This is a genomic window from Paenibacillus sp. GYB006, assembly GCF_036577645.1.
Classification (GTDB): Bacteria; Bacillota; Bacilli; order Paenibacillales; family Paenibacillaceae; genus Paenibacillus.
The window spans coordinates 1-22,525 of record NZ_JARBDA010000002.1 but is presented as its reverse complement, the minus strand read 5'-3'; the positions used below and the strand labels follow the sequence as shown (position 1 = coordinate 22,525).

Sequence of the window (22,525 nt, the reverse complement as noted above, 5' to 3'; positions counted from 1 at the left end):
AAAAAAATAACCAGCATCATAGATTATGCTGGCAATAATGTACTTTCTTTGAATAATTTGCGAAATTCATCACCAGATAACACTTCTTCTTTAAGCAGGATGCTTAATGATTGATCAAAGATAGGACCGTGATCGATCAACAGCTGCTTTGTACGGGAGAAAAGGTCATTTAATATCGCTGCGTTTTCTTTCGACATCTCGGCCTGTGAGACCATCTCAAGATGCACAATCCCGAGTCCCGTAAGTCCAGAGCTGATCATTGTTTTAACAATATCTAATGCTTGCTCAAAATCATTTCTTGAACCCGTACTGCGGCCTCCGTAGTAAATTTCTTCTGCTGCTGCACCGCCTAACGCAATCATAATTTGAGCTTCTAAAAACTCTTTGGTGTATAAGTATTGTTCTTCTTGCGGGTTATGTCTTACATAGCCTAATGCTTGTCCACGGGGACTTAAAGCAACCTGGCCGACACTATTTGGACGTACTGCTTCTGCCGCAATGGCATGTCCTAATTCGTGCACTGCTACCCGTTTTTTCTCATCTTCATTTGATTCTCTGTCTGTTTTTTCACCCATCATCACCTTATCGATGGCCATGGATAGATGTTTTTGCAAAATATACTGACTATCATCCCGCATCGCATAAATCGCCGCTTCGTTCATTAGACTTTCCAGTTGGGCACCAGAGAAGCCATAAGACTCTTCCGCAATTTTGTCCATGTTAATATTTTTATCAAGCGGCTTGTTTTTGGCATGCAGTTCAAGAATATGTCTGCGTCCTTTTTTATCCGGCAAGTCCACTTGTATATGTCTATCAAAACGTCCTGGGCGAAGCAAAGCGCTGTCCAACATTTCTTTACGGTTGGTTGCAGCTATGATTAGAATACGCGGTGCGTCAGATGTATAGATCCCATCCATTTCCGTCAGAAGCTGATTCAGGGTCTGATCGTATTCACGTTGTTGCCCGCCTTCTCGTTTACCGCCAATAACATCGATTTCATCAATAAAAATGATTGCATTTTCTTTATTTTCCTTGGCTGCTCGCGTTCTCGCATCACGGAACAGCTCCCGAACACGGCCCGCACCCACACCAACATACATTTCTACAAATTCACTGCCTGATGTAGCAATAAACACGGAATTCGTGTAATGTGCTGCTGCTTTGGCCATGAGTGTTTTACCTGTTCCCGGAGGGCCGGTTAACAAGATCCCTTTTAAGGGACGGATACCAAATTTCTGTATTTCCTCATGTCTGATTAAAAAATCAAGCGCCTCTCTAAGCTCCTGTTTCGCACTATCTTGACCGCCTATTTCCTCAAAAGTGAGCTTCTTCGGACCTGCTTTTTTTCGCTTTCTTTCACTGCTTGCACCGACGGTCAGACCGCCGCGCATCTGCATAAGAAGAAATACACCTCCAACAAGAAGCCCCATAAGCAATAAGGGAACTACATTAACCCCAATATAGACGAGAAATAAGAAAATGACGGGCGTTGCGCCAATCAAGATTTCCTTGGTCCACTTAGGCATTTGGCCATACCCCCATCGTTGCCGACTGTCTCGGCAAAATAATAAACTTGCTTGCCTCTCCGTCAGATAGACTTACATACACATTCTGATCATCCATGTCGTAATCTACTTGTATGCTGCCATCACTCATTTTCTGCAGTTCTTCAGGAATCTGAGTATATTGTCTTGTTTCCATTGCTTCTGCTACCGTGAACAAGGCAGTTGACCAAAATTCATCGAGTTCCTCTGTGGAATGATTTTTTACGTCAAGTTTAAGTTTCTTTCCCTTTAAATACGGATTTCCATCTGTATGAATAAGTTCAACTAGACCCCTTAGATTCGTTTGAGGCTCCAAATCGAGATTCAAAGTCACTTCCTTTGGGGTAATATCTATTTGAACATTGTTGACACCTTCGTATGCTGAAACCAACTTATCAATTGGTTTAATCATAGCCACCTGACGGTACGCAAACCAACCGCCAAACAGCAGTGTAGCAGTAACGAACAAAGATACTGCAATTGGGATGGGACGCAATTTCAAGTGACAACCTCCCTTACTTTTAGTCTTTTTGCTGTAAATAAAATCTATAAATATAGCATAACATATCGTAAGCATGAAATCTAAACTATGAAACATTTTTCTATGTTACCAAATAAAATAACCCCCGAGTGATCTATATCGACCATTCGGGGGTTATTTGTTATATCAATTTACTTCTTAATCGGGTAATTGATAACCATTACCTATTTCGGTTCCATCGCTGAATTGGTAGAACCGATACACATATTTGCCATCTTGCTTATAAAAGAGCTGCCATACATACGTTTTATTGTAGTAGCTTGGATGCAAATGAATAATCTCTATATTGCCTAACTCTGAAGCGATTTTGGCGTACATTTCATCTTCAGAAAAGCTATTCTCAATGAGTTCACTATGAACACTATTTTTACCACTAACTGGCTTATGATCCATTCCGAACTGGACCCAGACCATAATCGGCTTATTCTCGCTGCTCATGCCTTCGATCGTCCAATAAATCGATTCTTCTCCCCAAACCGACTTTTGTGTTTTTGTAACGGACGTAAGCTGTGCCTGTTGCTCTGCAATCGACACCGCGAGGTCTCTTTCCGCCCACTGATCTTTCATTACGTAAACATAAAATTGATAAATCCCAAATAAAATTAGTAATACGGTAAGAATACTAATGTATATCCATTTTTTTCGATTCCTTCTCAAGGCGGGACTCCCTTCTCACCCTTGGTCCGTTAGCGGGCTTTCAGTCCTTTAAATGCAGATTCTGCTTCTCGCTTAATACGTTCTTCATCTAAAGTAAGAGCTTCACCATCTTTTAACAACTGTTTGCCATCCACCCAAACATGTTTTACGTCTTTAGCACTTGCCGAGTATACAACATGAGAGATCAAATCTGAATACGGCAAAAAGTGCGCCTGATCTAAATCAATCGCTATAAAATCTGCTTTCTTGCCTACTGCAAGCGTCCCCGTGTCTTCAACATAGATCGATTTTGCTCCATATTCCGTTCCCATGCGAAGAGCTTCTGTCGCTGGAACAGCCGTTGGATCACCAGAGACTCCTTTATGGATAAGGGCAGCCAGACGCATCTCTTCAAACATGTCCAGATTATTATTGCTTGCAGGTCCATCCGTTGCTAACGATACAACAACCCCAGCTTTTAATAGATCCGGAACTCGAGCTACACCGCTGGCAAGTTTCAAGTTGCTTCCTGGATTGTGAGCTACAGCAACATTATATTTAGCAAGAATTTCAATTTCTTCGTCAGTTAAATGAACCGCATGCGCCACGAGGGATGGACGTGAGAAGAAGCCCAATTTCTCTAAGTGAGCAACCGGACGGAGCCCATAATCTTTCACGTTCTGTTCTACCTCTGCCTTTGTCTCAGACATGTGTGTATGAAGCGGCAGGTCCAAGTCATGTGCTGCCTGAACAAATTTTTCAATAAACTCAGGACCACATGTGTACGGTGCATGAGGAGACAGCATCGTGGTAATTCTGCCACTCGCTTGTCCGTTCCATTCCTTAGCAAAAGAAGTCGCTTCCGCAAGTTTAGAAGCTCGCAGTTCATCTGAACCGAATCCAATTACACCGCGCATCAGGCTTGCACGTATTCCCGACTCCTCTACTACCTTAGCCACTTGATTCATCTGATCATACATGTCAAGAAAAGCGGTTGTCCCCCCTTTAATCATCTCAAGGATCGACAAGGACGCTCCCCAGTATACATCGTCTGCCGTGAACTTCTCTTCCATTGGCCACATTTTTTCTTGAAGCCAAATTTGGAGTGCAAGATCATCCCCATAACCTCGCAGAAGAGACATTGCAGCGTGACCGTGCGTATTGATTAGACCAGGAATAAAGAGTAGATTATTCCCGTCAAAAACGGTCGTTTCTTCTTCACCCTCAGGGAGTTTCTCGCCTATGTAGACAATCTTATCATTCTCCACAAGCATATAACCTTTAACGATTCGCCATTCTGGATCACTAACTGCAAATTGTCCATTCTTAATAAGCCATTTATGACTTTTCATCTTCTGTTTCTTCCTTTCCTTCTTCGCTTTCCAGATAATAAGCAAGGCTTAATAGATCTGTTGTGAAATCGGCCGTATGAATCCGAATATGCGGCGGAGCTTTAATAATAATCGGTGCAAAATTAAGTATAGCCTCTATACCTGCTTCAACCATGCAATCCGCTACACGCTGAGCTTCAAAATCAGGCACCGTAATGATCCCAATCCGGATATTCCGTTCTTTCACTGTATCCTGTAACTCTTCCATTGGCTGTACCGTAAGTGTATTAATCATCGTTCCAATTTTTTTATCATAGGAGTCAAATACGGCAACAATCTTCATATTGTCTTTTACATAGCGGTTATAGTTAGATAAAGCTTGACCGAGATTACCTGCCCCGACGAGGGCAACATTGATGACTTGATCAATTTTGAGAATTTGACGGATTTTATCAATAAGATAAGCGACGTCATATCCGATTCCCTTCCGTCCAAAATCGCCAAAATAAGCTAAATCTTTACGGATTTGAGCTGGATTTAGATCCAGTTTAAGCCCGAGTTCTTGAGATGATACCGTTGTAACTTCTCTTTTGTATAACTCCTGCAGATAACGCAGATATACGGGCAGCCGACGAACGACTGCCTCTGAAATTTTATCCGACTTCAATGTTAACTCCCCCTTACATCAAAACACAATTTCTTATGTTCCGTCTGTTTCATTATTCGTTTCATGTTCCATCAGCCATTCACTAATCCTTGGAACCATCTTCTCCGTAACCATATGTTCCATTTTTGGACCTGGCAAGGAGTACAAAAAGTACTTTCCATAATAAGATTCAATAACCCTTGTATCGTAAACGATAACGATACCTCTGTCCTGTGCTGTACGAACGAGCCGTCCGAAACCTTGTTTGAACCGGATCACTGCCTGCGGAACAGAAAGTTTCATAAAAGGATTTTTCTTTTCTTTTTCCAAAAGTTCGCTTTTCGCTTCCACCACCGGATGGCTAGGCGGCTGGAAAGGCAGTCGCACGATCGCAAGGCAAGTTAAAGCTTCTCCTGGAATATCTACACCTTCCCAGAAGCTGCTTGTTCCGAGCAAAACAGAAGCCTTAGCCTCTTGGAACCGACGAGTAAGTTTTGTCCGGCTGCCTGTATCTACTCCTTGTCCAAGCACCGTGATGTCACTAGCTGCAAGTGCTTCTTTTAGTGGTTCATGCACTTGTCTCAGCATTCGATAGGATGTAAACAACACTAACATCCTGCCTTTGGTAGCCTTCGCTGTCTCTGCAAGTGAAGTCACAAGCATACTTACAAAGTGATCATCCCCTACACTTCCTTTTACGCTTGGAAAATCGCGTGGAATGACAAGAAGTGCCTGATCCCTATAATTGAATGGCGATGGCAGCAAGGACGTCATAAGCCTGCCCTTTTCCTGCGCTTCCGATAGTCCCAGCTGATCGATCATAAACTGAAATGACTTGTCTACAGATAACGTAGCAGAGGTCAGAATCACACTGTGTTTTTTATCAAAAAACAGTTCCTTCAAATGTGAACTTACATCGACAGGAACTGCGTATAGCTGAAGGGACTTACTTCTAAACTGACCGCTTGCTTCAAGCCAGTATACGGTGCCTGTATCGTCAAGCCGCATAAAGAGTCTCAAATTATCCCTAAGCTCTGCTAAGTCTCTGACAAGACCTGTGATATCCGTAATCAGACTATCTGATGCATAATCGTCTAGTTCTTCTCTCACTTCTCCAAGCAGCTTATCTGCTTTGCGCACCATTTCGCCTACTGTGACATAAAACTGATTTTCATGTTTTGAGATTTTGTCCCATGCTTTTGGCTTCGCCTGCGGCTTCAGTCTTAGTGAAAACTGTCCTGAGTCTCCCGGCGCAGCATCCATTCTCTCTGGTAACAGCTTAAATAACATATCACTCAGTGTATCCCATTCTTCCTTCGCTTCCAGAGCAAATGGGAACAACTCGTCAATAGCTGAAGTCCATTCCACGTATTTCTCATGTCCTGACTGATTGATTTGTTGACGAAGTGCAGGAAATTGACCGTTACGACTATCCTTAAACAGTCTCGTTAGAGTATGGACCACTGAGAAATATTTCATATGCATCCCCAGATGTTTACCAGCTACGTCTTCTAGATGATGAGCTTCATCAATCACTAGATAATCATAACTTGGAAGCAGTTGATGGCTGGCTTTCACATCTGTAAACAGTTTCGAGTGATTGGTAATCACAACATCTGCAATCCCCGCTTCATGACGCGCACGATGATAGAAACATTTTTTGAACCACGGACAGCTCCGTCCTAAACAGGATTCAGATTCGCTTTGCACGGTTTCCCAGAAATCTGTTCCCCGGTGGCTTAAGTTTAGTTCTTCATCATCTCCGGTTTCTGTTTGCGTGAGCCAGACGAGCATCTGAGCAGCAGTAAAAACATCTTCTTTGGGTGTAGCAAATTCTTTATTATTCAGCTTCTGTTCAAACTTACGCAGACAAAGATAATGACCACGACCTTTGAAGATCGCTGCTTTAAAAGGAAAAGGAACGACTTTTGTTAACAGAGGAAGATCACGTTCACGCAATTGTTCCTGCAGGTTTATGGTGTGTGTACTTACCGTAACCTTAGTCTCCTGCTTTACACTTTGGTAAATAGAAGGCAACAAATATCCGAGTGATTTACCTGTTCCTGTTCCCGCCTCAATCAATAAATGCTTGTCCTCATAAAGAGCTTTATTGACTTCGTCAAACATCATATTTTGCGCTTCCCTTTGTTCATAGTTGGGAAGTTTTTCTTTCAAATTCTGTTGAACCTTCTCCATATACTCGCTGAACGACTCATTTTCCAAAGGGTTCGGTGCACGCTCGTCCCGTGGCGGAGCAATCGTAGACCAATCATCAATGGCCAGCGCAAGTTGCCTGTAGTATTTCTGACCATCCAGATCCTGAATCGGCTCGCTTTCCTTCTCTGTCAGCAGTCCATCCAAAAACCAGCCGAAATCACTTTCCTCTGCAGGAAAGAGGTCCGAGAGACGCTGCAGTGTAATCAAAGGTAAGCCTCTCAGTTCGTCAATGCTTTTAAGAAATACATGGGCGGTTGCCAGTGCATCGCTATCCGCTTGGTGCGGTCTGTCATGTTCAAATCCAAATTCAGTTGAAACATAACCCAGCTGGTAAGAGGAAAGCGAAGGAAAACAAACTTTTAAAAGGTCCATCGTATCCAAAATACGGCCTGTAAACGGCAGGTATCCGCATCGATCTAACGCATTTTGCAAAAAGTAAAAATCAAAAGCTACATTATGCCCAACGAGTACAACGTCATCTAGCAATGGAACAAGTTCCATCATCATTTCTTCAAGATGAGGTGCATCTTTGACATCGTCGTCCGAAATTCCAGTAAGTCCAGTTATAAAAGGTGGAATGGGAACGCCGGGATTGACATAAGAGCTGTATGTCTCTTTTATACTTAAATCATGATCTATTATGGTAAGTCCAACCTGGGTAATTTCACCATCAGACTGGGTACCTGTTGTTTCAAAATCAAGCACGGCAAATTTCATTACAATTAAACGTTCCCTTCATCCAGTCTCTTTAGTAGCATAGCAAAAAAAAAGACTTTTGAACATTAGAGCACAAAAAAAGGACGATGCCAAATGAAGAGACATCGCCTTTTTGATGCACTGCCTTTTGATGCATCTCTAGGAGAGAGCAAGCAACTGGGTTCCATAATGGAGTTTTCCGCTATTTGATCTGCATGCTTCCAGATTATACAGCGGCTCTTGCAAACTAGGATCAAGCTTTAGAGAAAGTGCAAAACAGGAAAGAGCTTTCTCGAGATCCGTATGTTTGGCATGGATACAGCCAAGTGCATTATATGCCAGCGCTTTTAATCTCGGCTGATCGCTGTTCAGCAAAATTCGATTCAGTTCCTTTGCAGCGACATGTGTTTCTTCTAAATGAAGATACGACACAGCTAAGTACAGACGAGACATTAAACTTTCCGGGTACAATTCAACGACTTTGTTAAATTCTTCAGCCGCGTGTTTGTACATAAGAAGTTTAAAATAACCCTGTCCTTTGACAAAAGATTGAAGCTTAAGTTCCGGAATCATGGTAAAGGGATCCGTTCCGCGGAACAAACCGCTTTCCCGTATCCGAGCCATCTTTTCTTCGAATGACATCCACTCATCCATAATTCCATCGCTCATCTGTTTTAGCAAATTCCACTTTCGTAACAATTCCTGTTTCTTAACGGCAGGTGCAGCAGAATAATACTTCTCAATCTCGTCAAGCGCATCATTCATTTCGGCGAATAAATATTGAAACATGGCTTGCATCCCACCCTCGGTAAAATGGATTAGTGCAGTAACCTAATCACATTTTCTGCGTAATGGGCAGTTTTCATTCCTTATTCCCATGGATTACATGATCGTGGCGTGAACTTCCTGTTGAACGGTTTGAACCGGTTTATTCGCATCATTAACAAACACGACGGTTGGCTTATGACTTGCCATCTCCGCTGCATCCATCATCGCATAAGAGATAATAATAACCGTATCTCCCGGCTGAACGAGACGAGCTGCTGCGCCATTGAGACAGATCGTTCCAGAACCGCGTGGTCCAGGGATGACATAAGTCTCTAGTCTGGCTCCATTATTGTTATTCACAATCTGTACTTTCTCGTTCTCAAAAATATCCGCTGCTTCCATTAGATCGCGATCAATGGTAATACTTCCTACATAATTCAAATTTGCTTCTGTTACAGTTGCACGATGTATTTTTGATTTCATTAAAGTTCTAAACATGCGAGACCACCTTCACTTTCTGTAAACGATGATTATCGATCAGACGAGTTTTGCCGAATTTAACGGCTAATGCCACAATTACATCTTCTAGATCGGTAAGCTTGTGTTCCTCACCTAGTGGTTGTAAACCGGGAAACGTCAAAATTTCCACATAATCAATTACCGCAATTGGTGATTTTTCGATTTCTGCAATAACCAGGCTGCGAAGCTCACCAATGGTAATATCAGCACGTTCTTTACTTGCTTTCTCAGCAAGAGCAAGTGAACGTGACAAGCAGAGTGCCTGCGAACGCTCCTCACTGCTTAAATAGACGTTACGAGAGCTTAAAGCCAGCCCATCGTCCTCTCTCATGATTGGGCAAGGAACAATGGTTACAGGCATATTCAAATCCGCAACCATTTGCGACAGCACTGCAACTTGTTGTGCATCTTTCATACCAAAAAATGCGAAATCAGGCTGAACTATATTGAAAAGTTTGGCGACAACCGTAGTTACCCCGTCAAAGTGACCTGGACGAGAAGCACCGCATAGGCCTTCTGTCAGGCCAGCGACTTGAATCGTCGTCTTTGTAGGCTCTGGATACATTTCTTCAACCGAAGGAATAAATACAATATCTACTCCTTCTTTTTCAGCTACCGCAAGATCTCTCTTCTCATCACGCGGGTAACTTTCGAAATCCTCATTCGGACCAAACTGGATCGGATTCACAAAAATACTGAGCACAACAATATCGGTTTTGTTTCTTGCTTGTTTCATCAAACTGGCATGACCTTCATGCAGGAAACCCATTGTAGGCACAAATCCAACCGTTACTTCCGGTTTAGAAATCTGCTTTTTCATCCCTGCAATTTGAGATCTTAGTTCCTGAATACTACGAACGGTAATCATCTTAATTATCCACCTTTGCTTTACGATTTCCGTATAGCGACTCAACGACACCGTCTTCTGCAGTAAATACATGTTCCTGTGCTGGGAAAGATTTCTCTTTTACTTCTTTCACATAGTTTGCAATACTCTCACGAATAATGGACCCTACATCACTGTACGTTTTAACAAATCGTTTCGGAATATAAGGAGAAGCATACTGAACAATATCATGGAACACAAGAACTTGCCCATCGCACCCTCGACCTGCACCAATACCAATGGTTGGGATGCTAAGCTCACGAGAGATTGCTTCCGCTACTTCTTCGGTTACCAGCTCAAGTACTACTGCAAACGCACCCGCTTTTTCTAGAGCCTTAGCGTCTTCAAGCAATCGTTTTGCATCTTGTGCGTCTTTTCCTTGTACCCGGAATCCACCAATTTGATTCACAGACTGAGGCGTGAGTCCAATGTGTCCGAGAACAGGAACACCTGCGGAAACAATGGTACGAACGGTATCCGCAATCTCAGCTCCACCCTCTAGTTTTACGGCATGGGCATGCCCTTCCTGCATTAATCTGCGAACACCGCGCAAGCTTTCGTCAATGCTGCCGTGATACGTCATAAAAGGCATATCGGCAACAATAAATGTATGCTCAGCTCCGCGTGCAACAGAGCGGCTGTGGTAAACCATATCATCGAGTGTTACAGGAATTGTGGAGTTATATCCAAGCACAACGTTACCAAGTGAATCTCCTACAAGAATCATATCTACTCCCGCTTCCTCAGCAAGTAACGCGGAAGGATAGTCGTAAGCAGTCACCATTGTGATCGGTTCTTTATTTTCTTTCATTTTTTTCATTTTAACAATATTAAGTGGTTTTTTTACTGCAGCCATTTGGATGTGGCTCCCTTCTGTTCTGATATTGACCGTAAGTCTGAGATGTTGAAAAATGTGAAATTCCTACGGATTCTCATCAGCTGGGCCCTGGAGGTTTAGATGATGAACACACAAAAAAACCTTTTAGTTGTCACTAAAAAGGTCCCAAAAGTCAAAAAAGAGTCACTTAACGATCGTCCCTTCTGTCTCGGTCCTCTTCGGCTCAGAGCAGAATCCAACAAACCTATAAAATAATAATTTTTAAAGCAGACTAACTTATTGAGTGCAGTTCAAATTGCAATAATTTAATACCGCCTCAAGAAGAAAGTATACCAAAAAAAGACCAAATGTCTATGCCCCGGAATAATTAATCTAAAGCATACAGGATGAACCATCATTAGATTAATGAAGAAGTCATCCGATTTTTACATCTGTTTACTCGGACGGCTGCCCTTATTGTATTATCTCCACTTCACCGGAAAAAATAGTAGAATTCTTTCCTTCTTCCGTCAAAACTATAAGACCTCCACTGTCGGATAAACCGATAGCCGTTCCTTCAATTACCTGGTTGAGCGTTACCGAGCGCACTTGTTTCCCTAAAGAGGCCGACAAGGCTTCCCACTCTTTCAAGATCGGAGCAAATCCTTCCTTCTCATACTGCAAATATCTCGCTTCGAGTTCATTCATCACTTCACCGATCAGTTTCGACCGAGACACAGAAGTTCCAGATTCCATTCTCAAAGAAGTAGCAATACTTCGCAGTTCTTCTGGATAATCTTGTTCAGACAAATTAACATCGATGCCTATCCCTGCAATACAATACCTTACTTTGTTATCTTCGGTAGCTGCTTCGAGAAGAATACCGCACACTTTACGGCCGCTGATCAAAATATCATTTGGCCATTTGAGCCCCGCTTCCACTCCTGTAACTTTTCGGATCGCACTGCATACCGCTACACCTGTTAACAAAGTTAACTGAGGCATAAATCTAACCGGCAGTTCCGGGCGTAAAACAAGACTCATCCAGATGCCTTTTCCAGCAGGAGAGAACCAGTTGCGTCCAAGACGCCCTCGCCCACTCGTCTGCATATCCGAAATCACCAGAGTCCCTGCTTCGGCTCCTTCTTCTGCAAGCTTGATTGCTTCGATCTGCGTAGAGGAAGTCGATTCCAGAAGATGAAACCTGCTTCCAAAAACGGCTGTGTTTATATTTTGCATAAGATCCTTATGCTCATACTTATCTGGTTTGTACAATAAACGATATCCTTTACGGGACACCGCTTCGAATTCGTAACCGAGCTCACGCAATTGGTTAATTTGCTTCCATACCGCTGCTCTGCTGATGGATAATCGGTTACTGATTTCTTCCCCGGAAACAAAGCTATTCGACTTTTCATCAAATAAATCGAGCAACAATTTAAACTTCATCTTCAATCACCTTCTTCGCTGCATCTATTAGAGAATCATGGTCATTAGGGATCTGTCCAAGTGCTACAACATGTAAAAGTCTCTTCATGGTTAAACCGAGCCAAGGCCCGCCCTTGCGCCCTGTGACTCTCATCAAGTCAGCCCCTCCAAGTGCCAGATCTTTTACATGATATACATTCATTTCAGCAGTCCAATCTTCCGCTTTCAGAAGCAGCAAGGGACAAAGATTACTATACGCAGGAGAAAAAATATCCGCTTCTACCGCTATTTCCCTATTGATCAAAATCCAGTCTTGAGCCGCTTCTCTTCCAAACCGGAGGACAAGAGGTATCCAGTCTGCTCGCAGCAAACTCAAAAGTTCTTTTTTCTCCAACTGCTCCGTGTTTAAGGCGAGCTTCTCAAATAAACTCATAATATGCTCATGAAAGGCTAACATATTTGTTATTCGATCACGTGATTCGCCTGAAAATGTCCATTCACGAAGTAAGGTACTAGCCTCAGATGAACCCATCTGAAGTAACAACAGCAACATTTCATAGCGATAAACTGCTTGCTGCGGAAGTTTATCCAAATATCCAGTAAGATTACGGTCTAATAGGGTGAAACTTACCGGCGCCTTCACATATTCTAAGATGCAGCTGTCCATAAGAAGCTGCACACCTTTAGAAGGAAAAGGACCTGCCATCATTTTATCCATCTCCGTACGAACTCGTTCCATTGCTATGTAAGCGAGTTTATCACGCTGACGAATCATTCCCGACCAGGTATCTGTCTCCAGTCCGAAATTGAAAACCGAAGCAAAACGAACGCCTCTCATGATGCGAAGGGCGTCTTCTTCAAATCTTTCTTCTGGGGTCCCGACACACTTCACAATACCTTGCTTAATATCCTCTTGACCGTGAAAAGGATCAAGCAAATCGCCGTGTACATTACGGGCGATCGCATTCATCGTAAAGTCTCTTCTTTTTAAATCATCTTCTACTCGATCCACAAAATGGACTTCGGTCGGGCGTCGAAAATCTTCATACCCGCTCTCAGTACGAAAAGTCGTTACTTCATAATGATGTCCGTTACTTCGCACCGTAACTGTCCCATGCTGAAGCCCGGTAGGAATGGAGTCCGGAAAAAGAGTAATAACCTGTTCAGGCGTTGCCGAAGTCGTTATGTCCATGTCCGTAACCGTTCTATGCATTAGCTCGTCCCGCACACATCCACCAACAAAAAAGGCATCGTAACCATGGTCGTTTAGTTTTTGCAGCACTTGTTCTCCACCAGCAGCCATTGCTGGAAGCGTATAATCCCAGTTCTTCATTCCCACTTACTCCTTTACCGAACCTCATCCACACAGGGACTTTTTATAAAATTGATGCCGGTTTTTGTGTTAGTACCCGATCATAAATTCGTTCATACTGTTCCGTTATTTTATCAATATTAAAGTTAACGCTCGCTCTTTCAAGACAAGCCTTTTTGAATTTGTTCATAAGTTCACCATCCGTTAGCAAGCGGACAGCATCTTTTGCCATTTGCTCCGTATCTCCAATCGGGGATAACATCCCTGTTTGTCCGTGTAATACGAGTTCTGGAATTCCGCCCGCCGTAGATCCGATCGTTGGTACACCGCAAGCCATTGCTTCAAGAGCAACAAGACCAAAGCTTTCTTTTTCGGATGGAAGTAACAGTAGATCAGCCATCGAAATCACCTGTGCTACGTCATCTTGCTTTCCGAGAAAGAGAACTTTTTCAGATAGACCGAGCTCCTGGATTTTACATTGAATTTTAGGTAAGTCTGGTCCTTCACCAACGAGTATAAGCTTCGCAGGAAGCTCTCGCTGAACTCTTGCAAACACATCAATGACATCCAGGGTTCGCTTCACTGGACGGAAGTTAGAAATATGCATGAGCACTTTCTCTTGATCACTTACATAATCTCTTCGCAGGGATGAGACTTCTCTTGGATAATACACTCTCTCATCCACAAAATTATACGTAAGATCAATATCTCGCGTAATATCGAGCAGTTCATGTGTCTCGCGAATTAAATCGTTTGAGACGGCTGTTACCGCATCGCTCTTATTAATAGCCAGCTGAATCAAGTCTTTGAGCGATTCATCCTGTGCAAGTACCGTAATATCGGTTCCATGCAAAGTTGTCACTACTTTCAAATCATTCGGTACCATTTGTTTAGCCAAGTAGGCGCATACCGCATGAGGTACCGCATAATGCACATGCAGCAGATCGAGCTGCTGTGCTTTGGCTACTTGAGCCATTTTTGTAGCTAAAGACAAGTCATAAGGAGGATAGCGAAAGACGTAATAATCGTTCACTTCCACCTCATGATAAAATACGTTTTTATGGAATTGTCCAAGTCGAAAAGGTATACTGTTCGCAATAAAATGAACCTCATGCCCTCTTTCGGCGAGCCTTTTTCCAAGCTCAGTTGCTACGACACCCGAACCGCCTAGAGACGGATAACAGGTAATCCCGATTTTTAAGTGTTTACCCGCTTGACTCAAAGAAGGGCCTCCTTTTACTTAAGAATAGTGAAATTATTTCCGTATTATTCGGAATCTGTACCATCGGTACCTGGTTTGTATTTATGTACAAGCTGACGCCATGCGAAATCTCCGCGATCCAGCGCCTTCACCAAAATTTCAGCCGTAGCTACATTGGTGGCAAGCGGAATCCCTTGAACATCACATAGACGAAGTAATGCATTGATATCCGGTTCATGCGGCTGTGCCATTAATGGATCCCGCAGGAATATAATTAAATCCATCTCATTCTGAGCAACAAGTGCACCAATCTGCTGGTCACCGCCAAGCGGGCCTGACATAAAGCGATGAATTTCCAAATTTGTACCTGCCATGATACGCTGTCCGGTTGTCCCCGTTGAATAAAGCTGGTGTCCAACAAATACGTGTTCATATGCTGTTACAAAGTTAACCATTTCATCTTTTTTACGGTCATGTGCAATAAAAGCGATTTTTAACATATCTGTTCTCTCCCTATGTCTATAAATTGAGGCTTTTCAAACAACTAGTCTATAAAATGATCGAATCCATAGACCATTCCCGTATACTCCATTACTTTTTGAATCCCGATCTTAACACCTGGCATATAACCGGCACGCTCATAGGAGTCGTGTCTAATCTTCAGCGTTTGTCCGAAGTCACCAAAAATAACTTCTTGCTGCGCAAACACGCCCGGAAGTCTAACACTATGAATACGGAAACCATTGTAGTACCCGCCGCGTGATCCTTCTATTGTTTCTTCTTCTTTTGGATTTCCTTGGCGTATTTCTTTGCGATTCTCTGCAATCATCTCAGCTGTTTTTACAGCCGTTCCCGATGGTGCATCGAGTTTTTGATCTCCGTGATATTCAATAATTTCGAGGTTTGGCAAATACTTCGCAGCTTGTGCAGCAAATTTCATCATCAGAATAGCTCCGATTGAAAAATTCGGTGCGATTAAGCCGCCAATCCCTTGTTTTTCACATTGCTTGTCCAGTTCCGTAATCTGTTCGGTCGTAAAACCAGTTGTCCCCATTACAGGTCTTACCCCATGAGAAATAGCCAGGGAGGTATGCTCATAAGCATACTGAGGCGTTGTGAAATCAACCATGACATCAGCATCGGTCTGACTCAGAGCTTTTTCAAGCTGATCCATAACGATAATCCCGCAAGGTTCAAGTCCTACCAGTTTGCCGGCATCCGTACCTGCTTCGGAACGGTTAACTGCAGCAACAAGTTCTAATTCCTCATCCTGAAGCACTAGTTTAACAACCTCGCGCCCCATGCGCCCCCCTGCACCTACAACAATAACTTTAATTTTATCAGCCAAAACGAACACTCCTTAGATTAACTAGGTTGATGGTTTCTGGAAATATATTCTCATCCGTTTATTAAAATCGTGCAACAGATCTGTTAATTGTTCATTTTGCGGTTCCATCGCGATTGCTTCCTTTAATACAGCAATAGCCAGTATATATTCATTCATCTCGGCATAAGCAACTGCGAGCCATACATACGCTTCTGTATAGAGCGGATCCAGCGTAATCGCCTGTTTCAATTGTTCCAGCGCCTTATCGTAATTCTTCTTCGGATCTGCATTTCCCGACTCAATGAGAACACGAGACAGGGCAGTCAGCTTTTTGGACTGGAGACGGTTGATGTGGATGAGATATTCAATATGCCCTGGTGCCATCTCAGCTGCTTTGTTCGCATGAACAAAAGCCTGATCAAGCTTTCCATTACGAGCATACGTAATCGAGCAGCGATAATGAATTTCTGGATTATTTGGTTCCTCTGCTATTGCAGTTTCAAACCAGTAGACAGCCCGTTCAAAGTCATTATGAAAAATGGCTTTATACGCTTCTTGAATGTAGTCGTCAGCATTCACGTTAGCTTGCACCTCCCGTATCGTCGGTCAGTACAGCATATGTAAGAATGGCCTAATCGGTGTCCTTTTTCGTCCAGCGATCCTTATCTCGCGTATTAAATTTGTGCATCACTTTATCATGAGCTTCGGTTAGATCAATTCCGAGCGAATTGGCAAAACAAATGGTAATAAACAAGATGTCGCCAAGCTCCAGTTCAATGGAATTATCCGCTTCCGTTGCTTTTTTAGGTTTTTCTCCATACTCATGATTGACTTCACGAGCAAGTTCTCCGACTTCTTCCGTCATTCGAGCGAGCATCGTCAGCGGGCTGAAATAACCTTCTTTGAATTGGGAGATATAATCGTCCACTTCTTTTTGCATTTCTGATAAAGTTTTTTCCATGTGAGCATACTCCTTACTAACCAATGTTTACAACTCACTTCATCCATATGTTAACGTATTGAGAAAGTGAAAACAAATCATTTTTTAAACTTCCCATCAAAAAGGCATACTACATTTGAGCATCCAGGCAAATCTAATACTAGTGAGGGATTCATTCAAATGAATAAGATTACAGCACAACTTAAGATCATTGTACCAATCCTCCTGGGTACCGCCATTTTTGCGTTCGGTCTCCTGTATTTTATTATTCCGAATCAATTGATGGAAGGCGGAGTCACGGGTATTACCGTGCTTCTAAATTATGCTTTTGGTATTTCTCCTTCCATTTCTACTCTCATTATTAATATCCCGCTGTTTCTGCTGGGATGGAAAGTTTTTGGCGGAAGACAAATCATTTATACCGGTGTCGGAATCGTCGCTCTTACCATTTTCCTCGGTTTATTCGAACGATTAATTGATGCAGGATATATCATTCCTTTGCAGACGGAACATGATCTATTGCTTGCTGCACTTTATGCCGGTGTTACCATTGGTCTTGGTTTAGGGATTGTGTTTCGTGCAGGGGGGACAACCGGAGGTTCTGATATCATCGCAAGAATTCTGTCGAAGAAAACGGGGCTCAGTATTGGACGAGTTATGCTCGCCATTGATATTGTTATTATTGGGTCTTCCCTTATTTACATACCTATTGAAAAAATTCTGTATACGCTCATTGCCGTATTTATCGGATCCAAGGTTATTGATTTCATTCAAGAAGGAGCATACGCTGCAAAAGCGTTTACGATCATTAGTGATTACGGCCCTGAAATTGCGGATAAAATAACCAAACAGATGGAACGCGGAGTTACGCTGATTCCAGCGATTGGAGCCTACTCAAAAAAAGCAAAACATGTTGTGTACTCTGTTGTTTCTAGACAAGAGATTAGAGAACTCCATCAGATTGTAAGATCCATTGATCCGAAAGCATTTTTCATTATTAATGAGGTGCATGATGTTCATGGGGAAGGCTTCAAAGAAGGAGAAAAATAGCCCGGAAATCCGGACTATTTTCCCTTTTTATTTTACCTGGCTAAAAATAGGATTGGTGATTCCCCCTGTACTTACGGTAACCGACGTACGCAAGCACCGCCACAATCGCAGAACCAAGGAATAAATTGGCTGCCCAAGGTTCAGGCCCTGCAGCAAATGGAACAAAAGCGGTCGCATCCTTCTCCCTGCCAAACAAAGCATTGGCAAATTCATCCCCCTGCTTTAGGGTACCTAGAATGTCTTGTCCTTTCGCTCCATTACTCATTGTCAGTCCCTTTAGATAAGACATCCAGGAATCAAATCTTTCAATTTCATAAGGTTGTCTTCGAATGATGGCTGCAGGACGAATCGTTTCATAATGACTTTCCAGTTCCATATAATTTGCAGTTATATCTGTTCCTGGTTCATTCATTACTTTTTGTTCAATAGATGATAAGTCTTCTTTCAAAATCTTGTAGTATTGAAGCCACAGCGGTTTATCCGGATGAGCCAAACTATCCACCGCAAGTCTCAGTTTCGCAGACGCATGCTGTAAAGATTCCGACGCTGCCTGCACACTGGCTGTAGCTTCCTTCACTTCCACAATCGTCTCCGTGAGGGCATGCATCCCTTCTACTGTAGTTAACCCATCGAACGAGAACCGCTCTACTTGCCTCGTTAAATCCTCTACATCTTCACGTACCGCAGAAAGATTATAGTCGAGCGCATTCCGATATAAGGAGGTTGCGATCTGATTGAGTTGTTCAGCATTGTTTACAAGGCTTGGACTCGCTTGATCCGAAATTTCCGCATATGCGGTGTTCAGCAAGAAAGTCTGACTCAGTAGTGTACAACATAGTAGACCAACCATTAATAAGGAAGAACGTTTTTTTCGAAAAAACAAGGACATCCCCTCCTACTGTATCGTATGAAGAGAGATGTCCACCTAGAACTATAACCGTTTCGCCTTTTTCAAGGCGATCCAGCCTGCTATAAAACTAAGAATCGTCAGTGTGAAGGTAAAGGTTCGTACTTCACTCACGTAATTATGAAGCTCATAAGGAAGATACGGATAAATCCCAAATGTGTAATCCATGACATCATTTAAGAGGGTCCACCCTCCTGCTACAATCAGACTAACCATTCTAAATCCAAAGAACCGAACATAGAGAAGTGCCTCTACTGCCATCGCTAAGTGAGAAGCGATTAGCATAAAATCCTGCCAGATCATATCTCCTCCGAAGGACCATCCTGCTACAATCATGCTCACTGCCCACACTCCATATTTGATCGATGTAACGACAGCTAACCCTTGAATCACATACCCTGCATTCTTAAGTGAACGCCCGGATGGCGGATATAACAGAAATAATAGGGATAGCGTAAAAAATAAACTAGCGGTAGGGCTATCCGGTACAAAAACAAGGAGAGCTGCCGGATAATTTTGAAGTGTGAAAAGAAGCTGATCATCATACCATATGTATCCATATACTGTACCTAGCAAATTACACCAAAATAAGAGCCATAAGAAACCGCGGTTCATCAGCACAGAACGGCTCCAAAAAAAAGATAGGGATAACACGTGCCGTACATCCTCCTTTATCATGTGATATTCACTTTAATAGAATGATTGTGATTGAGTTCTCTCTAAAAAGGGCCTGACTGCTCATAGAAGCAGTCAGGCCCTTTTTCGGTAACCCGTATTCTAATATTACTCTGCCGTTTTCTGGGAAGCAAGCCAGTCTGCAAGAGTGTCAATATCTTTGTCTGTTAAACCTTTTGCGATGTTGGCATCATATTGAGGTCCCATTCCACCAATACCGTCATGAATGATACCGAGAAGTTCTTCTTTGCTGTGAGCATCGCCGATCCCCCGAAGTGAAGGACCCCCTTGCCCTTTCATATCCGCAGCATGGCAGGTTATACAGGTCGCTTTTTTGTAAATCTCAGCACCTGCTCCATCTGGATCTACAATGGCTACTTCTTCTGTAGTAGGTGCCATTGAAGTAGGAAGCCCTGCATTATGTTTCTCAAGCGCTTCTTCCTCACGTGCGATATGTTCTGGAACTTGACCGGACTTTTCAAGCTCATGTTGGTAATGAGTCCATGCTACATTGGTCAGATAGAAGACCGAAGCAATGGATAACAGCATAAGCGTTGATGCAATCGGCCTCTTATAGAAACGGCGTTCTTTCCCCGTATCTAGAAAAGGTGCAAGAAGTAAAGCTCCAAATGCTACACCTGAAACACCGAGTGTACCAAGTACAACATAATCACCAGAAGCATAAGGATACTTCAGATATTGATATAAGAATAAAAAGTACCAGTCAGGCATCGGTATTACCGATGCACCAGGATCAGCAGGATATCCAAGCGGTGCTGGTTCCGAAATCGTAAGTACCAGAAAGCCAACAAGAACAACGACCCCTACCATCCATTCTTTTAAAAGGAAGTTTGGTATAAAAGCCTCTGATTTTCCCGGATATGAAGTGTAGTCAGGCGGTGTAACAAATCCCATACCCTTACGTACCCTGGAATCTCCAACAAAAACAACTTTTTCGTCTGATTTTTTCCCGTGTGCCATAGGCGTTTCCCCCCTTCTATTATAGTGGTCCGGAGATACCTTGTCGGCGGATCATAATAAAATGGCCTACAAGTAAAATAAGCAGAACAGCAGGAAGGAAGAACACGTGAAGGGCAAAGAATCTCGTTAATGTCTCAGCTCCAACAATCGTACCGCCTTGTAAAAGTTCTTTGATAATAGGTCCCAAATAAGGAACCGTATTCGCGATCTCGAGTGTTACTTTGGTCGCAAAGTAAGCTTTGTTATCCCAAGGCAGCAGATAACCTGTTAATCCAAGTCCAAGCATAACGAAAAAGATTAACATTCCTACCACCCAGTTCATCTCACGTGGGGCCTTATAGGATCCTGTGAAAAACACCCGCATCGTATGTAAAAACATCATCACTATGACCAAGCTGGCTCCCCAGTGGTGCATTCCCCGTACAATCTGACCAAAAGCAACTTGGGTTTGCAAAAACTCTACACTAGCATACGCATTAATAATGTCGGGTACGTAATACATCGTTAGAAACATTCCTGATAGAATCTGTATAACCGTGATGAAGAACGTAAGTCCGCCAAAGCAATATACAAACGCTGAAAAGTGATGGGCTGGATTTACGTGTTCAGGAACTTCATGGTCAGCAACGTCACGCCAAATAGGAGTGATATCCAGACGTTCGTCGACCCAGTTGTAAATATTTTTAAACATCTACTCACGCCTTCCTATTGGACTCTCTGATTCGGAATAATCTCCCCAAGGTATATCCATCCATCTTCCTCCTTGACGGTGTACTCATCAAGCGGCTTGGAAGCTACAGCTAACTGTTTCCCCTCTTGTGTATAATGTGCACCATGGCAAGGACAGAAATATTGATTTTGAAATTCAGGATTGTTATTGTAACCAACCAAACATCCAAGATGCTTACATATCGGTGACAATGCATAGATGGTGCCGTCTTCCCCTTTGCGAATCCATGCAATTAGTGAAGAATTGTTAGTGTACCAACCATCTTGCTGTTTCAGTTCAAAATGGACTTCCAGAGGCTCCGAAGTCACTTTACTCACTTCCACTGCCTTCACAAATGCGCCATCATCTTTCTTTTGCAATATTGGATCCACACCAAATCGAACCATAGGCAATACGACACCTGCAGCCATATATGCGGTAGCTCCGCCCAAAGTGTACGTCAGAAACTGTCTGCGTGACATCTCTTTCCGCTTGGGTGGCTTAGGCACATTATGCTCACTATCATTGTGATTGCTCATCCTCTTCCGACCCCCTTTTTCATCCAAATATTTCATTCTTCTCTTAAAATATTCCACAAATTACTATGACATACATTATCATATAGTAGCCTACAAGGACCGTCAAGAATTTGTCACAACTTTTCAAACAGGGAATGGAAGCGTCACAATGAAAATGTTGGTAATTTGTCACATATCCCTATGAAATGGATTAAATCCACATTTGATAGATTTGACTTTGGATATCCTTTTTTAATTCGTATACATTATCGTGTTCCCTTTCTTCCTTCCCAGGGGAAAATGCAGATAAAGACAAGACTAGATCTGCGTCAGGAAGTTCAGCTTGAACCAACGCTTCGTCAGCGGTCATCACAATGACATATTTGAAACCGCTTGCTTTTAGATGTGAGCACAGCTCATTCAAATGTTGTAATTGCGAAGCTTGGCTATAATGAACCGCAGGATAGGTGACTACTCGTCCGTTGAAAGGGATTTCAACATAATTCAGAAAATCTCTTAGCCTTTCAAGCGCAATTACCGTTTCGCAGGGGGATTCCTGTCCCGTAAGTGCGGTGTAGGGTATGAGACATGTATCTAGGTAAGGCTGCAATTCTACCCAATCTTCTGATGTAATCTCGCTGAATTTCAAGACCCTGCCTCCTCTTTATGTATTACTTCTATTATAAGGTTCGAATTCATTACTGGAAAGACTTTCTATAGATTCACAAAAAACCCTTCTCATTTTTCAGGAGGCCACTGAAAAAGTTGCGCTTTTAAATTAGTAATTGTTTCTCAAAACAAAATAGATCACTTCCTGTTTAGTTTTTGAATAGGAAGTGATCTATTTCTTTTATATTGACTTACTTCTCTGCTTTA

24 protein-coding genes are annotated in these 22,525 nt (G+C 42.7%); 1 reads left to right on the top strand and 23 read right to left on the bottom strand.

The features are described from left to right. Positions 1-23: 23 nt before the first annotated feature. The 17 genes from PV403_RS05570 to PV403_RS05490 all read right to left on the bottom strand — a co-directional run bounded on the left by PV403_RS05570 (position 24) and on the right by PV403_RS05490 (position 16,830). The gene (locus PV403_RS05570; RefSeq protein ID WP_332083813.1) at positions 24-1,526 is read right to left on the bottom strand and encodes an AAA family ATPase; all 1,503 of its coding nucleotides are present in this window, start codon (positions 1,524-1,526) and stop codon (positions 24-26) included. After that, positions 1,519-2,046, bottom strand: a complete 528-nt coding sequence (locus tag PV403_RS05565; RefSeq protein WP_213529519.1) for a hypothetical protein — start codon at positions 2,044-2,046, stop codon at positions 1,519-1,521. The genes PV403_RS05570 and PV403_RS05565 overlap by 8 nt, the downstream gene beginning before the upstream one ends. 177 nt (positions 2,047-2,223) lie before the next feature. Then, positions 2,224-2,742, bottom strand: a complete 519-nt coding sequence (locus PV403_RS05560) for a cell wall elongation regulator TseB-like domain-containing protein (RefSeq protein WP_249716829.1) — start codon at positions 2,740-2,742, stop codon at positions 2,224-2,226. A 29-nt stretch (positions 2,743-2,771) separates the two neighbouring features. Beyond that, positions 2,772-4,073, bottom strand: coding sequence for an amidohydrolase (locus tag PV403_RS05555; protein WP_213529521.1), 1,302 nt, complete (start codon positions 4,071-4,073; stop codon positions 2,772-2,774). Continuing rightward, positions 4,060-4,719 (bottom strand): redox-sensing transcriptional repressor Rex, encoded by a 660-nt coding sequence (locus tag PV403_RS05550; RefSeq protein ID WP_213529523.1) that lies wholly within the window; start codon positions 4,717-4,719, stop codon positions 4,060-4,062. Before PV403_RS05550 ends, PV403_RS05555 begins: the two co-directional genes overlap by 14 nt. Before the next feature lie 33 nt (positions 4,720-4,752). Next, entirely contained in the window at positions 4,753-7,632 is a 2,880-nt protein-coding gene (gene dinG, locus PV403_RS05545; protein ID WP_332083812.1) for an ATP-dependent DNA helicase DinG, read from the bottom strand. Between the two features lie 138 nt (positions 7,633-7,770). Continuing rightward, a complete protein-coding gene (locus PV403_RS05540) occupies positions 7,771-8,400 on the bottom strand; it encodes a tetratricopeptide repeat protein (RefSeq protein WP_332083811.1) in 630 nt (209 codons plus the stop codon). 93 nt (positions 8,401-8,493) lie between these two features. Then, positions 8,494-8,877, bottom strand: a complete 384-nt coding sequence (panD, locus tag PV403_RS05535; protein ID WP_160033195.1) for an aspartate 1-decarboxylase — start codon at positions 8,875-8,877, stop codon at positions 8,494-8,496. After that, positions 8,870-9,766: a pantoate--beta-alanine ligase gene (panC, locus tag PV403_RS05530; protein ID WP_213529529.1), complete on the bottom strand. Its 897-nt coding sequence runs from the start codon at positions 9,764-9,766 to the stop codon at positions 8,870-8,872. Before panC ends, panD begins: the two co-directional genes overlap by 8 nt. Position 9,767: 1 nt before the next feature. After that, positions 9,768-10,640, bottom strand: coding sequence for a 3-methyl-2-oxobutanoate hydroxymethyltransferase (panB, locus tag PV403_RS05525; RefSeq protein WP_213529531.1), 873 nt, complete (start codon positions 10,638-10,640; stop codon positions 9,768-9,770). A 435-nt stretch (positions 10,641-11,075) separates the two neighbouring features. Continuing rightward, positions 11,076-12,050, bottom strand: a complete 975-nt coding sequence (locus PV403_RS05520) for a biotin--[acetyl-CoA-carboxylase] ligase (protein WP_213529533.1) — start codon at positions 12,048-12,050, stop codon at positions 11,076-11,078. Then, positions 12,040-13,362: a CCA tRNA nucleotidyltransferase gene (locus tag PV403_RS05515; protein ID WP_332083810.1), complete on the bottom strand. Its 1,323-nt coding sequence runs from the start codon at positions 13,360-13,362 to the stop codon at positions 12,040-12,042. The genes PV403_RS05520 and PV403_RS05515 overlap by 11 nt, the downstream gene beginning before the upstream one ends. 43 nt (positions 13,363-13,405) lie before the next feature. Next, on the bottom strand, positions 13,406-14,563 hold the full coding sequence (gene bshA / locus PV403_RS05510; protein ID WP_213529537.1) for an N-acetyl-alpha-D-glucosaminyl L-malate synthase BshA: 1,158 nt from the start codon (positions 14,561-14,563) through the stop codon (positions 13,406-13,408). 44 nt (positions 14,564-14,607) lie between these two features. Continuing rightward, entirely contained in the window at positions 14,608-15,042 is a 435-nt protein-coding gene (gene mgsA, locus PV403_RS05505) for a methylglyoxal synthase (RefSeq protein WP_213529538.1), read from the bottom strand. A 44-nt stretch (positions 15,043-15,086) separates the two neighbouring features. Then, positions 15,087-15,890: a 4-hydroxy-tetrahydrodipicolinate reductase gene (gene dapB / locus PV403_RS05500; protein WP_213529540.1), complete on the bottom strand. Its 804-nt coding sequence runs from the start codon at positions 15,888-15,890 to the stop codon at positions 15,087-15,089. A 21-nt stretch (positions 15,891-15,911) separates the two neighbouring features. Beyond that, positions 15,912-16,448: a tetratricopeptide repeat protein gene (locus PV403_RS05495; RefSeq protein ID WP_213529542.1), complete on the bottom strand. Its 537-nt coding sequence runs from the start codon at positions 16,446-16,448 to the stop codon at positions 15,912-15,914. Between the two features lie 52 nt (positions 16,449-16,500). After that, positions 16,501-16,830, bottom strand: coding sequence for a nucleotide pyrophosphohydrolase (locus tag PV403_RS05490; protein ID WP_213529544.1), 330 nt, complete (start codon positions 16,828-16,830; stop codon positions 16,501-16,503). Positions 16,831-16,989: 159 nt separating this feature from the next. Here PV403_RS05490 and PV403_RS05485 point away from each other — a divergent pair, with 159 nt between their 5' ends. Next, a complete protein-coding gene (locus PV403_RS05485) occupies positions 16,990-17,859 on the top strand; it encodes a YitT family protein (protein WP_374705765.1) in 870 nt (289 codons plus the stop codon). A gap of 40 nt (positions 17,860-17,899) precedes the next feature. On the opposite strand, the gene PV403_RS05480 is transcribed toward PV403_RS05485, so the two are convergent. The 6 genes from PV403_RS05480 to PV403_RS05455 form a co-directional block, all read right to left on the bottom strand. Continuing rightward, entirely contained in the window at positions 17,900-18,742 is an 843-nt protein-coding gene (locus tag PV403_RS05480) for a sporulation protein YpjB (protein ID WP_213529546.1), read from the bottom strand. Between the two features lie 48 nt (positions 18,743-18,790). Further along, positions 18,791-19,444, bottom strand: coding sequence for a DUF1405 domain-containing protein (locus PV403_RS05475; protein ID WP_213529548.1), 654 nt, complete (start codon positions 19,442-19,444; stop codon positions 18,791-18,793). Positions 19,445-19,549: 105 nt separating this feature from the next. Next, positions 19,550-20,422 carry a menaquinol-cytochrome c reductase cytochrome b/c subunit gene (locus tag PV403_RS05470; RefSeq protein ID WP_213529550.1) on the bottom strand — a complete coding sequence of 291 codons (873 nt, stop codon included), beginning with the start codon at positions 20,420-20,422 and terminating at the stop codon, positions 19,550-19,552. A gap of 19 nt (positions 20,423-20,441) precedes the next feature. Continuing rightward, positions 20,442-21,113: a menaquinol-cytochrome c reductase cytochrome b subunit gene (qcrB, locus tag PV403_RS05465; protein ID WP_191799267.1), complete on the bottom strand. Its 672-nt coding sequence runs from the start codon at positions 21,111-21,113 to the stop codon at positions 20,442-20,444. 14 nt (positions 21,114-21,127) lie between these two features. Then, positions 21,128-21,670: a ubiquinol-cytochrome c reductase iron-sulfur subunit gene (locus tag PV403_RS05460; RefSeq protein ID WP_332083809.1), complete on the bottom strand. Its 543-nt coding sequence runs from the start codon at positions 21,668-21,670 to the stop codon at positions 21,128-21,130. Positions 21,671-21,860: 190 nt separating this feature from the next. Further along, complete coding sequence (locus PV403_RS05455) at positions 21,861-22,298, bottom strand: DUF2487 family protein (RefSeq protein WP_332083808.1); 438 nt, start codon at positions 22,296-22,298, stop codon at positions 21,861-21,863. Positions 22,299-22,525 lie beyond the last annotated feature (227 nt).